This is a genomic window from Modestobacter versicolor, from assembly GCF_014195485.1.
GTDB classification, from domain to species: Bacteria; Actinomycetota; Actinomycetes; order Mycobacteriales; family Geodermatophilaceae; genus Modestobacter; species Modestobacter versicolor.
The window spans coordinates 1653296-1665586 of sequence record NZ_JACIBU010000001.1; the positions used below are offsets into that span (position 1 = coordinate 1653296).

The 12291-nt window shown below is 72.6% G+C and carries 14 protein-coding genes; 4 read left to right on the forward strand and 10 right to left on the reverse strand.

Translation table 11 applies throughout. The features are described from left to right. Nucleotides 1–21 precede the first annotated feature (21 nt). Nucleotides 22–1434, reverse strand: coding sequence for a glycine--tRNA ligase (locus FHX36_RS07965; protein ID WP_110550912.1), 1413 nt, complete (start codon nt 1432–1434; stop codon nt 22–24). A 191-nt stretch (nt 1435–1625) separates the two neighbouring features. On the opposite strand from FHX36_RS07965, the gene FHX36_RS07970 reads away from it, so the two are divergent. The 3 genes from FHX36_RS07970 to FHX36_RS07980 all read left to right on the forward strand — a co-directional run bounded on the left by FHX36_RS07970 (nt 1626) and on the right by FHX36_RS07980 (nt 4788). Then, entirely contained in the window at nt 1626–1985 is a 360-nt protein-coding gene (locus FHX36_RS07970) for a hypothetical protein (RefSeq protein WP_146251519.1), read from the forward strand. Nucleotides 1986–2138: 153 nt separating this feature from the next. After that, nucleotides 2139–4112 carry a methyl-accepting chemotaxis protein gene (locus FHX36_RS07975; RefSeq protein WP_110550910.1) on the forward strand — a complete coding sequence of 658 codons (1974 nt, stop codon included), beginning with the start codon at nt 2139–2141 and terminating at the stop codon, nt 4110–4112. Between the two features lie 97 nt (nt 4113–4209). After that, a complete protein-coding gene (locus FHX36_RS07980) occupies nt 4210–4788 on the forward strand; it encodes a hypothetical protein (protein ID WP_110550909.1) in 579 nt (192 codons plus the stop codon). 1 nt (nt 4789) lies between these two features. Here FHX36_RS07980 and FHX36_RS07985 read toward each other — a convergent pair whose 3' ends face one another. The 4 genes from FHX36_RS07985 to era all read right to left on the reverse strand — a co-directional run bounded on the left by FHX36_RS07985 (nt 4790) and on the right by era (nt 7582). Beyond that, nucleotides 4790–5077 (reverse strand): antibiotic biosynthesis monooxygenase family protein, encoded by a 288-nt coding sequence (locus tag FHX36_RS07985; RefSeq protein WP_258372593.1) that lies wholly within the window; start codon nt 5075–5077, stop codon nt 4790–4792. Further along, nucleotides 5070–5834, reverse strand: coding sequence for an isoprenyl transferase (locus tag FHX36_RS07990; RefSeq protein WP_110550908.1), 765 nt, complete (start codon nt 5832–5834; stop codon nt 5070–5072). Before FHX36_RS07990 ends, FHX36_RS07985 begins: the two co-directional genes overlap by 8 nt. Nucleotides 5835–5910: 76 nt before the next feature. Then, nucleotides 5911–6657, reverse strand: coding sequence for a DNA repair protein RecO (gene recO / locus FHX36_RS07995; protein ID WP_110550907.1), 747 nt, complete (start codon nt 6655–6657; stop codon nt 5911–5913). A 7-nt stretch (nt 6658–6664) separates the two neighbouring features. Further along, nucleotides 6665–7582, reverse strand: coding sequence for a GTPase Era (gene era / locus FHX36_RS08000; protein WP_110550906.1), 918 nt, complete (start codon nt 7580–7582; stop codon nt 6665–6667). 74 nt (nt 7583–7656) lie between these two features. Between era and FHX36_RS08005 the strand changes: the two genes are divergently transcribed. Continuing rightward, complete coding sequence (locus FHX36_RS08005; RefSeq protein WP_110550905.1) at nt 7657–8256, forward strand: hypothetical protein; 600 nt, start codon at nt 7657–7659, stop codon at nt 8254–8256. A gap of 61 nt (nt 8257–8317) precedes the next feature. Here the strand turns inward: FHX36_RS08005 and FHX36_RS08010 are convergent, their stop codons facing one another. The 5 genes from FHX36_RS08010 to FHX36_RS08030 form a co-directional block, all read right to left on the reverse strand. Continuing rightward, nucleotides 8318–9034, reverse strand: a complete 717-nt coding sequence (locus FHX36_RS08010) for a cutinase family protein (protein ID WP_181428643.1) — start codon at nt 9032–9034, stop codon at nt 8318–8320. A gap of 258 nt (nt 9035–9292) precedes the next feature. After that, complete coding sequence (locus FHX36_RS08015; RefSeq protein WP_110550903.1) at nt 9293–9952, reverse strand: response regulator transcription factor; 660 nt, start codon at nt 9950–9952, stop codon at nt 9293–9295. Further along, complete coding sequence (locus FHX36_RS08020) at nt 9949–10983, reverse strand: sensor histidine kinase (protein ID WP_110550902.1); 1035 nt, start codon at nt 10981–10983, stop codon at nt 9949–9951. The genes FHX36_RS08015 and FHX36_RS08020 overlap by 4 nt, the downstream gene beginning before the upstream one ends. Then, the gene (locus FHX36_RS08025; RefSeq protein ID WP_181428642.1) at nt 10983–11867 is read right to left on the reverse strand and encodes a UbiA family prenyltransferase; all 885 of its coding nucleotides are present in this window, start codon (nt 11865–11867) and stop codon (nt 10983–10985) included. Before FHX36_RS08025 ends, FHX36_RS08020 begins: the two co-directional genes overlap by 1 nt. 83 nt (nt 11868–11950) lie before the next feature. Continuing rightward, entirely contained in the window at nt 11951–12289 is a 339-nt protein-coding gene (locus FHX36_RS08030; RefSeq protein ID WP_110550900.1) for a cytidine deaminase, read from the reverse strand. Between the last annotated feature and the right edge of the window lie 2 nt (nt 12290–12291).

Below are 12291 nucleotides of genomic sequence, written 5' to 3' on the forward strand. Positions count from 1 at the left end.
CGACCCCTGCAGCGGGGCCCTTCAGCAGCCGGGGAGGCGGGCGGCGAGGTAGGAGACGACCTGGTCCAGGCCGACCCGCTCCTGCGCCATGCTGTCACGCTCGCGCACCGTCACCGCGTCGTCCTCGAGGGTGTCGAAGTCGACGGTGAGGCAGAACGGCGTGCCGATCTCGTCCTGGCGGCGGTAGCGGCGGCCGATGGCCCCGGCGTCGTCGAAGTCGACGTTCCAGTTCTTCCGCAGCGCGGCCGCGAGGTCGCGGGCCTTGGGCGAGAGGTCGGCGTTGCGCGACAGCGGCAGGACGGCGGCCTTCACCGGTGCGAGCCGGTTGTCCAGCTTGAGCACCGTCCGGGTGTCGACGCCGCCCTTGGCGTTGGGCGCCTCGTCCTCGGTGTAGGCCTCGACCAGGAACGCCATCAGCGAGCGGGTCAGCCCGGCGGCCGGCTCGATGACGTACGGCGTCCAGCGCTCACCGGAGGCCTGGTCGAAGTAGGACAGGTCGGTGCCCGAGTGCTCCGAGTGGGTCTTCAGGTCGAAGTCGGTGCGGTTGGCGATGCCCTCGAGCTCGCCCCACTCCGAGCCGGTAAAGCCGAACCGGTACTCGATGTCGACGGTGCGCGTCGAGTAGTGGGACAGCTTCTCCTTCGGGTGCTCGTAGTGCCGCAGGTTGTCCGGGGAGATGCCCAGGTCGGTGTACCAGCGGGTGCGCTCGTCGATCCAGTACTGATGCCACTCCTCGTCCGTGCCGGGCTGGACGAAGAACTCCATCTCCATCTGCTCGAACTCGCGGGTGCGGAAGATGAAGTTGCCGGGGGTGATCTCGTTGCGGAAGGACTTGCCGATCTGGCCGATGCCGAACGGCGGCTTCTTCCGCGCCGCGCCCATCACGTTGGCGAAGCTGACGAAGATGCCCTGGGCGGTCTCCGGGCGCAGGTAGTGCAGGCCGGACTCGTCCTCGATCGGGCCGAGGTACGTCTTCAGCATCATGTTGAAGTCGCGCGGCTCGGTCCAGGAGCCCTTCACGCCGCAGTTCGGGCAGGTGATGTCGAGCAGGCCGTTCTCCGGGGCCCGGCCCTTCTTCTCCTCGAACTCCTCCTCCAGGTGGTCGGCCCGGAAGCGCTTGTGGCAGTTCTGGCACTCCGTCAGCGGGTCGGTGAAGACGCCGACGTGACCGGAGGCGACCCACACCTGGCGGGGCAGGATGACCGAGGAGTCCAGGCCGACGACGTCGTCGCGGCCCTGCACGACCGTGCGCCACCACTGCTTCTTGATGTTGTCCTTGAGCTCGACGCCGAGCGGGCCGTAGTCCCAGGCCGAACGGGTGCCGCCGTAGATCTCACCGGATGGGAAGACGAACCCCCGGCGCTTGCAGAGGTTGACCACCTTGTCCAGGCGAGCGGGGTCGGCGGTACGGGCGGGGGCGGTGTCGCTGGGCACGGGGGCTCCATCCGGCTGGCGGTCGGCGGCGGCCTCCCTGCAGGGGCCCGACACGAGCCTGCGAGTGGCGGGTGCAGGGAGGTCCTTCGAGACGGTAGTCGCCCCAGCCCCCGGTGCTGCCGCCCACCTGGCACGCGCTGTTCACCCGGAGCAGCCCGAGCGCGTCACACAGCCGCCCTACCGTGCCGATCGTGACCGCCCACGCGCCCGAGACGGCTCCCTCACCCCCGGCCCGCCCGGCGTCGATCGACCAACGGCTGGCCCGGGCGACCGCCACCCTGTGCCGCGACCACCCGGCACACGCCACGACGGTCCGCGGCGTCCTGGCCCCGCTGCGAGACCGGCTCCGCCGGGTCCACCTGGACTGCCAGGCGGCCGAGGCCGCCGCGTGGGCGGCGTACACCGCCGACCTGGACCGCGGCCTCGACGAGCTGGCGGTCGAGATGGCCCGGGCCACCCAGGAGCCCGGCGGGGACGTCGACGCCGTGCTCCGGCACACCGCCACCGTGCTCGAGCAGCGCGCCGTGGAGCTGCGGAAGACCCGGAGCTGACCCGAACGATCCGGGACCGGCCGTATCCCGTGGTGAGTCCGCAGGTCAGTGCCCCGTTCGGGTCACGACCCGGTGGTGCGCTGCCGATGTAGCGGGGGCACACCTGCGTACGCAGCCAGAAACCGTGCGAGGTGTCGTCCGAGAGGCTCGACGATGACCGGCCACCGCCTCACCGCCGCCCTGCGGCTGCGCTCGCTGCGCGTGCTGCTCGTGCTGGTGGTGCTCGCCTGCTCCACCGTCCCGCTGGCCGGCCTGGGCCTGTTCGCCTGGCAGCGCAGCGAGGGTGACTGGGTCACCAACTCCGGCGAGCTGCTGCAGAGCGAGGCCCGCTCCACGATCGACAAGATCGACCGGAACCTCTTCGAGCGCTACGGCGACGTGCAGGCGTTCGCCTTCAACCCCGACGCCTCGGCCGACCCGGGCACCGTCGCGGCCGCCGCGGACTTCTACAGCAAGAACTACGTCATCTACGACCTGCTGCTGGTCGTCGACACCACCGGCCGGGTCGTCGGCGGCAACAGCGTCACCGGTGACGGCGAACCGGTCGACCCGGCCACCTACGCCGGCGTCGACCTCTCCGGCTACCCGTGGTTCCAGCAGGCGCTGGCCCTGCCGGCCGGCCAGACCTACGTGGAGGACCCGCAGGTCGACCCGCTCGTCAGCGCGGCCACCGGCCGGGACGACGCCACGCTGGTGTTCGCCGCCCCGGTCTACGGCCCCGACGGATCTGCCCAGCGGCTGTGGGTCAACTGGGCCTCGGTGCCGCGGGTGATCGGCCAGATCATGGACGAGCAGGTCGCCGGGCTGAAGAGCCGCGGCCTGGACGTGACCGCCCAGATGCTGCGCAGCGACGGCGTCGTCCTGGTCGGCCCGGGCGCCGAGGAGCAGCTCGACCTGACCGGCACGGGCTCCCCCGCCGCCACCGCGCTGGTCGGGGGCGACTCCGGGCACGGCACCGACGAGCTCGCCGACGGCACCGGCGAGGACGTGGAGAAGGTGCGCGGCTGGTCGGCGTCGCAGGGCGCGCTCGGGTTCGCCGGCTACGGCTGGGGCGTCGTGCTCAGCGAGGACCTCTCCGACGCCGTGGCCCCGGCGTCCGCACTGCTGAAGGCGGTGCTGCTGGTGGCCGTCGTGGTCGCCGCCGTCGTCGCCGTCGTCGCGCTGGTCGTTGCCCGGGCGATGACCCGGCCGCTGGACCGCGCCGTCGAGGCGCTGGAACTGGTCGCCGAGGGCGACCTGCGGCCGCGGCTGCCCGAGTCCGGCACCGAGGAGCTGCGCACCCTGGCGGTCGCGCTGAACCGGTCGCTGGAGAACATGGGCGGCGCGCTGAGCGCCCTGCGGGACAGCACCGGCGACCTGTCCGGGGCCTCGGACCAGCTGCGCGGGCTCTCCGACGACGTCGCCCGGGACGCCGCGCGCGGTACGGCGGTCGCGAACACCGCCCAGGAGGCCACCGAGGCGGTCAGCGGCAACGTCCGCACCGTCGCCGCCGGGGCGGAGCAGATGGGCGCCTCGATCCGGGAGATCGCGCACTCCACCTCCGAGGCCGCCCGGGTCGGCGCGTCGGCGGTCAGCGCCGCGCAGGAGACGACCGCGGTGGTCGCCCGGCTCGGCGAGAGCTCCAAGCAGATCGGGGACGTCGTCGGCGTCATCACCTCGATCGCCGAGCAGACCAACCTGCTCGCGCTCAACGCCACCATCGAGGCCGCCCGGGCCGGTGAGGCGGGCAAGGGCTTCGCCGTGGTGGCCAACGAGGTCAAGGAGCTGGCGCAGGAGACCCAGAAGGCGACCGAGGACATCGTCCGCCGGGTGGAGGCGATCCAGGCCGACACCGCCGGGGCGGCGGCGTCCATCGCCGAGATCGCCGCCGTCGTCGGCCAGGTCAACGACTTCCAGCAGACCATCGCCTCGGCGGTGGAGGAGCAGAGCGCGACGACGGCGGAGATGAGCCGCAACGTCGCCGAGGCCGCCAGCGGCACCGACGGCGTCAGCTCCAACGTGCGCTCGGTGACCGAGGCGGCGCTGTCCACGGCCCGCTCCACCGAGTCGACCCGGGAGACCGCCGCCGCGCTCGCCACCATCACCGACCAGCTGCGCGGCCTGGTGTCCCGGTTCGAGCTGCCCTGACCGTGGTGGAGTTCGCACAGCCCGGGCCCCCGACGTCGGCGGATCCGCACAGCGCGCCGGGCCGCGGTGACCGGGCCGGCGCAGCGAGGATCCGGGCATGCCGTTCCTGAGCCGCCGCACCACCGAGGTCGCGCCGCTGCCGTTCGACCCGCGCTCGCCGGAGGGCCTGGCCGCCCGGTGGGTGCAGTGGGTCGCCGCCGCGCGCGCCGACAAGAACCCGATCGCCGACGAGACGGGTGAGGACGCCGCGGCCAACCAGCCCAGCGACGTGTTCTTCCTGGCCGGGTCCTACGGCGAGCGGCTGGTCCGCCGGTGCGTCGTCCCGGCCGGCCGCGACCTGTTCATCCCGGCCTTCTGCAACTTCGAGCGCAACCCCGACGGCCCGCCGCAGCCGATCGAGTCCGCGCACGGGTCGATCGCGGTCGACGGCGCGCCGCTGGAGGCCGACTGGATCTCCACGCCGGTGCCCTTCCTGGTCTCCGGTGCCCGGCTGAACCTGATGACCGGCCGCACCAAGCCGGTGCCGATGACGACGTGGGGGCTGTGGAAGCTGATCCCGGCGCTGCCGCAGGGCCAGCACGAGGTGCACGCGGTCGGCGGCGACGGGCACGGCTTCGTGGTCGACGTGCGGTACGAGCTGCTGGTCAACGCGCCCAGCTCGGTGCCCTGGGTCTGACTCAGTCGGTGAGGTAGACGCCGGGCTCGTCGAGGGCGTGCACCCACACCGGCGCCCCGGCGATCTTCACCTCGGCCGCCGAGAGCGCCCGGCGGTAGGCACCCACGCCGTCCCAGGTGGTGCAGAGCGCGAACAGCCCGGGCTCGTCGGCGGCCCGGCCCAGCTCACCGGTGCGGAAGCCGGGCCGGGCGCGCAGCGCGGTGAGCAGCTCGCCGGCCGCCGCCTCGAAGGCAGCGACGTCGTCGGCAGCGACCCGCAACCGGGTGACGGCGAACACCGGCTCAGGCACTGCCGAAGCGGCGCTGCCGGCTGGCGTACTCCTCGACCGCCTGCCACAGGTGCCGTCGGTCGAAGTCGGGCCAGAGGGTGTCCAGGAAGACCAGCTCGGCGTAGGCGGCCTGCCACAGCAGGAAGTTGCTGGTCCGGTTCTCACCCGAGCTGCGCACGAACAGGTCGACGTCGGGCATGTCCGGCTCGTCGAGGAACCGGGCGACCGTCTCCTCGGTGACCTTGTCCGGCTTGATCCGGCCGGCGGCGACCTCGCGGGCGATGGCCGCCGCGGCGTCGGCGATCTCCGCGCGGCCGCCGTAGTTCACGCACATGGTGAGGGTCAGGACGTCGTTGTCGCGGGTCAGCTCCTCGGCGATCTCCAGCTCCTTGATCACGCTGCGCCAGAGCCGCGGACGGCGACCGGCCCAGCGCACCCGCACGCCGAGCTCGTGCATCTCGTCGCGGCGGCGGCGGATCACGTCGCGGTTGAAGCCCATCAGGAAGCGGACCTCCTCGGGGCTGCGCCGCCAGTTCTCCGTGGAGAAGGCGTAGGCGCTGATCGCCCCGATGCCCAGCTCGATCGCGCCCTCGACGCAGTCGAACAGCGAGGCCTCGCCGGCCTCGTGCCCGGCGGTGCGCGGCAGCCCGCGCTGCTTCGCCCAGCGGCCGTTGCCGTCCATCACGATCGCCACGTGGTGCGGCACCTTGTCCGCCGGCAGCTCCGGCGGCCGCGCGCCGGACGGGTGCGGGTTGGGCTTCTTCACCTCACGCCTCACCGTGTCACCGGTTCGGCTCCGCGGATCGCTCCGCTCCTCGCTCGTTCCTCGCTGCGGTGCTCACGATCCTGTCGCCTCACGTTCGGTCCACCAGCGGCAGCGAGCGCAGCCCGCGCTCCAGGTGCCACTGCAGCAGGGCGGCGACCAGGCCGCTGCCCTCCCGCCGGTTGATGCCCTGGCTGGCCTCGGCCCGGGCCCAGTCGCCGGACAACAGCGCCTCCATCAGCTCCACGGTGACCGGGCTCGGCATCGCCGAGCCGGTGGGTCGGCAGGACGGGCAGACCGTGCCGCCGGCCGGCACCGAGAAGTGCCGGTGCGGGCCCTCCTCACCGCAGCGCGCGCAGTCGCCCAGCGCCGGCTCCCAGCCGGCGACGGACATGGCCCGCAGCAGGAACGCGTCGAGCACCAGCGGCGCCGGCTTCCCGCCCTCGGCGAGCGTGCGCAGCGCCCCGACGACGAGCAGGAACATCCGCAGCGACGGCTCCTTCTCCTCCGCCGTCAGCCGGTCGGCGGTCTCCAGCACGGCGGTGCCGGCGGTGTAGGCGCGGTAGTCGCCGACGATCTCGTTGCCGTAGGACCGGATCGACTCGGCCTGGCTGACGATGTCGAGGTTGCGGCCGGTGTAGAGCTGCAAGTCGACGTGGCTGAACGGCTCGAGCCGGGCGCCGAACTTGCTCTTGGTGCGCCGCACGCCCTTGGCCACCGCGCGCACCTTGCCGGTGCGCTTGGTCAGCACGGTGATGATCCGGTCGGCCTCACCCAGCTTCTGGGTGCGCAGCACGATGCCCTCGTCGCGGTAGAGGGACTGCGGGGTGCCGCTCACGGCGCGCTCAGTAGCCCAGCCGGTTGAGCTTCTTCGGGTCGTCCTGCCACTCCCCCAGCACCGTGACGTGCAGGGCCAGGTGCACCCGGCCGCCCAGCAGCGTCTCCAGCCCGACCCGGGCCTCGCTGCCGATGGCCTTGATCGTCGCGCCGCCCTTGCCCAGCAGCATCGGCTTCTGGCTGGCCCGCTCGACGTGCAGCAGGGCGTGCACCTCGGTGAAGACGGCCTCGGGGTCGCGCGGGTCGGGCTTGCGGTTGATCTCCTCGACCGTGACGGCGAGGGAGTGCGGCACCTCCTGGCGGACCTTCTCCAGCGCGGCCTCGCGGACCAGCTCGGCGATCTGCCGCTCGACGTCCTCGTCGGTGGTCTGCTCTTCGGGGTACATCGGCGGCCCCTCGGGCAGCAGCCCGATCAGCAGGTCCTCCAGCAGGCCGACCTGGTCGCCGGACACGGCGCTCACCGGCACGATCTCCCGGGCCTCGACCAGCTGGCTCGCCGCGACCAGCTGCTCGGTGATCGCCTTCTTGCTGGCCGTGTCGGTCTTGGTGACCACCACGACGATCGGGGTGGAGATCTCCTTCAGCTGCCGGGCGATGAACGCGTCACCGGCGCCGACCGGCTGGTCGGCCGGGATGCAGAAGACGATGACGTCGACCTCGGAGAGGTTGTCCCGGACGACGTCGTTGAGCCGCTGGCCGAGCAGGCTCTTGGGCTTGTGCAGCCCGGGGGTGTCGACGAGCACGAGCTGGCCGGCCGGCCGGTGCACCACCCCGCGGATGGCGTGCCGGGTGGTCTGCGGACGGTTGCTGACGATGCCGACCTTCTCGCCGACCATCGCGTTGGTCAGCGTGGTCTTGCCGGCGTTGGGACGCCCGACCAGGGCAGCGAAGCCACTGCGGTACGGCGGCTGATCGGGGGTGGTCACGCCGTCCAGTCTCCCACCCGGCACCGACAGCACCGTCGGACCGGCCCGCGGCACCCGCCTGGGAGCATGGCCGCATGCCTCCCCGGTCCCGACGCGAGAACGGTGAGCCGCTGGTCGTCCGGGCGGCGGTCGACCGCGAGCGGCACGTCACCCAGGTCACCAGCTACGGCTACTTCGCCCGCCGCGGCCCCAAGCGGTACGTCACCGTCACCCCGCGCCCGCTCCGCTACTGGCAGTACGACCCGGCCCGGCCGTGGGTGTTCGTGGCCACCGCGCTCGCCGTCGCCGCCTGGCTGGCCTTCCTCGGCTGGCGCGACGGCAGTGCCGCCGTCGCCGGTGAGGCGCCGCTCGCCATCGGGCTCGCCCTGGTCGTCGTCATCGGGGCCACCGCCCGGTTCACCATCAGCGACCACGCCGTCTCCAGCGACATCGCCGGGCTGCGGCAGACGTCGTCGTTCCGGGTGGTCCCGCTGGTGCTGATCAGCGAGGTCGTCCCGGGCCGACCGCCGGCCGGCTGGCCGAAGGCCCGCAACCGGGGCGGGTGGTGGCCCGGCCGCCGGCGGATCAGCGTCCGCCACCTCGACCTCGACGGCGTCACCGAGAAGGCGTTCACCGTCTGGGTCCGCGACCCGGCCGCGGTCGCCGACGCCCTCGGCCGGCCGTTGCGCGACTAGTGCGTGTCATCCACGTCGTGCAGGTTGGCTGGCCGAGGCCGAGCGGTTAGTCGCTCTGAGGCTACCGATGGCGACTCAGCTGCCACAGTGTTCGCCCCACATAGCCAGCGTATCCAGAATTGATGTAGTTGTAGTGCGCGCTGCGACCATTAGCCAGACCCGGCAGGTCGAACGGGTCATAGTTGCAAATCGGGTCGTTGTCGAGGCACGCGTCGACGGACCGGGGCGTTACGCGAGCCGTGAGGGGATACTGGGTCAGACCGAATGAGGGCCGCACCCCCCAGAGGATCCGCTCAAAAGTTCCGTAGTCCTGTGAGCGTCCCGGCATGAAACTCGGGTTGCCCATCTGTCCGACGTAGATAAAGTCTTGCCACTCGCGCGGCACTTGGTTGACGGCGCGAGCGACCACATCCGCTCCTTGGCTGTAGCCGAGCAGGATGATCGGAGGGATGCACCCGCCGGGCGCGAAGACGGCGCCCAACCGGCCAATCAGCGCTTTGACCCCTTGCTGCTCTGAGTCCTCGAGCGCACTCCAGTTGCGAGAGACCCTAACGTAACGAGTCCAGGGCACGGCCGGGTAATCGATGTTCTCGACGCGTACCTGCCTCGAGCTTCCTGCGCGGGCCGCTTCTGTGACGATCGTCGAGGCTGCATAGGACACCTCATATGACCGGAGCGAGTTGCCGGCCTGGCCCGAACCGCCGACGGTGTAGACAATAGCCTCATAGTTGCAGCCCGCCATCGCTGGTGGTGCCACTGCCAATCCCAAGCCCGTCATCAGTAGTGCAGCCCCACAAACCGCTTTGAGTCGAGCTTGCACTCTCATTCGGACTCGCTATTCTTCACCGGTCGACAAGCGCTCAGCAGGCCAGGGCGAGAGTAAGGGTTCAGGGCTTGCCGTGGAAGGCGCTGCGCCACGGACGACATCTCGACTTCGGATCCAGACTGATCTTGATTTTCCGAATGCTCGCTCATCACGGTTCCGCGACGAGCGCCGATCTGGTTCTCTGCGGCGAATCAGGTCCCGCCACTCTCGTCAGTCCTCGAGCAGGCCGGGCGCCAGCAGCCGGGCGCGGGTGGCCCGGCGGACGGCGTCCAACCGCGACGTCGACCCGAGCTTGGTGTTGATGTTGCTCAGGTGCCGCTTCACGGTGCCCTCGCTGATCCGCAGCTCCTGGGCGATCAGCGAGTTGCTGTACGCCCGGGAGACCAGCGCGAGCACCTCCAGCTCCCGGTCGGACAGCACCGGGGCACCGGTGGCGGCCAGGCCGGCCAGCCCGCCCCGGGAGACCGACAGGGTGACCATGTCCTGCTCGCGCTCGGTGGTCGCCCGGATCGCGGCGACCAGCTCGTGGTGCCCGATGGTCTTGATCAGGTAGGCCGACGCCCCGCGGAGCAGCAGCTGCCGGGCCAGCGTGGTGTTCTCGTGCATGGTCAGCACCACGATCCGGGTGGTCGGCGACGCGCTGCGCACCTCGACCAGCGAGGTGAGCACCGACTGCCCGGGCATCTCGACGTCGAGCAGGACGACGTCGGGGCGGTGCTGGCGGGCCAGCCGCACGGCGTCCTCGCCGTTCGACCCCTCGGCGACGACCTCGATGCCCTCGTGCACGGCGAGCAGGGCTCCGAGGCTCTCCCGGAACAACCGGTGGTCGTCGACGAGGACGACCCGCAGGGGCTGCCGCGGCCCGGTCATGCGCCGGCCGAGGGCAGCGGGACGGTGAGCTCGAGCCGGACGCCGCCGGGCCCGGCCTGCAGCGCGACGCTGCCGCCCAGGCCCTCGGCGCGCTCGCGCAGGGAGGCCAGCCCGACGGTCCGGGTGGTGTCGACGACGGTCGGGTCGAAGCCGGAGCCGTCGTCGGCGACCGTGGCCTGCAGGTGCCCGCCGCCGACGACGACGGCGACGTCCAACCTGGTGGCGCCGGCGCCGTGGACCAGGGAGTTGCGGACGGCCTCGCGCACGATCAGGTAGCTCTCCTCCTTGACGTGGGCGGGCAGCGGTTGGTCTGCCTCGCCCTCCTCGACCAGCGTGACCTCCAGCCCCACCGGGGCGGTGAAGTCCAGGTACTCCTGCAGGGCCCGGCCCAGGCTGCGCTGGCCGACCACGTCGCGCAGCCGGGTGGCCATCCCGCGTACGTCGTTGAGCGTGTCCAGCAGGACTTGCCGGGTCGTCTGCAGCCGGGCGACGTCGGGGGTCTGGCCGGTGGCCAGCAGGTGCAGCGCCAGGTCGACGCCCTGGATGGCGGCACCGATGCCGTGGCTGGTGTGGTCGTGCAGGTCGCGGGCCACCCGGCGGCGCTCGTCCCGGTTGGCGTCGCTGATCCGGGACAGCAGGACGTCGACGTAGGAGACCGCGGCCGGGACGACGAGCTCGTCGATGACCTCGTGCAGCACCAGCGCCACCCGTTCGGCGGGCAGCTCCGGGTGGTGCTGGACCAGCGGCGGCAGCGACTGCCGGAACAGCACCCCGGCGGCCCGCAGCGACTCCTCCGGGTGGATCCCGGTGCGCGCCCGGACGGCGCCCACGTCGACCCCGGGAGAAGGTGCCTCGGGCGGGGGCAGCCCGCGCAGCCGGGCGTGCACCACCTGCAGGACGGCGGCGGCGCGGCCGCGCATCTGCTCGATCCGGGCCTGGTCGGCCGACAGCCGCGGGGCGACGACGGTCACCTCGGCGACGAAGTCCGCGACGACGGCAGCGTCGACCTCCGCATCCCCCGGTGCGGGCATCAGACCAGCACGCTCAGCAGCAGCGCCGGGTTGACCGCGTACTGGGTGACCATGAACGCACGATAGGGCCGCCGCACCAGCGCCCGGGGCAGGTCCTCCCGGGTGCGCAGCGCCAGCACGGCCACCACCACCGCGCCGAGGCAGAGGACCAGGGCCGGCAGCAGCACCTCGGGCCACGTGCCGGCGACCACGACGGTGGTCGTGCCCAGCGCCAGGCAGCCGGCGGCGATCACCCGGGTGGCGGCCCGGTGGCCGGCGACCACCGGCAGGGTGCGGCGCCCCGCGGCCTCGTCGCCGGACCGGTCACCGAGGTCCTTGGCGGCACCGGCCACCGCCATCCAGAGGGCGAGCAGGACGAACACCGCGACGTAGGGCCCGTCGGGCAGGCCGCCGGCCGCTGCCGCGCCGGCCAGGTAGGTGAGCAACCCGCCCCCGGCCGAGGCCACCGCGGTGCCGGCCACCGAGTTCTTCAGCGGGTGCGGCCCGACGCTGTACGCCCAGCCGAGCACGCCCATCGCCACCGCACAGAGGACCAGCGCGAGCGTGCCGGTCAGCGCCGTCAGCAGCAGGCTCGCCGCGGCCAGCGCCCAGGCGACCCGCACCGCCCCGTGGGCGCCGATCAGCCCGCGGGCCAGCGGGCGGTCGGAGCCGTTGGCCCGGTCGGCGGTCAGGTCCGAGACGCCGTTGACGAGGTAGATGCTCATGGTGAGCAGCAGCCAGCCGAGCGAGCCCAGGACGACGGCGGGGCCGAACGCGCCGCCGCCGGCCAGCACGACCAGGGCACCGACCCAGTACCGGACGGCGAAGATCGCCTGGACCACCGGGCGCGTCTCCGCCCAGAGCAGCGCCGTCACCGGGAGCGGCGTGCGCTGGACGACGGACACGATGGTCAGCCTCGCTCACGACCGTGCCCGTCAGCGCCCCACGAAGGGTGTAGCTCGACTACACCCTTCGACACATGGCGGCGCTAAACCCGGCTGCGGACGACGCCGTCCGGCCCGGCGAGCAGGACCGGGGCCGTCGCGGTGAGGTCGTGGACGGCCGCCAGCCCCGCCTGCTCCACCGACTCCGCGGCGCTCACCACGGCGGCCGCCTCGAGCCCCTCGACACCGCTGGAGACCGCGGCGGCGACCGCGGCCTGCAACGCGGAGAGCTGCAGCGAGGGCAGCGAGACCGTCGCGGCCAGGTAGGTGCGCCCGTCGGTGTCGCGCACGGCCGCGCCCTCAGCAGCCCCGGTGCGGCCGCGCGCCGACCGGGCCAGGGTGATCAGCTTGGCGTCCTCGGGGTCCAGTTCTGCGGAGCTCACGA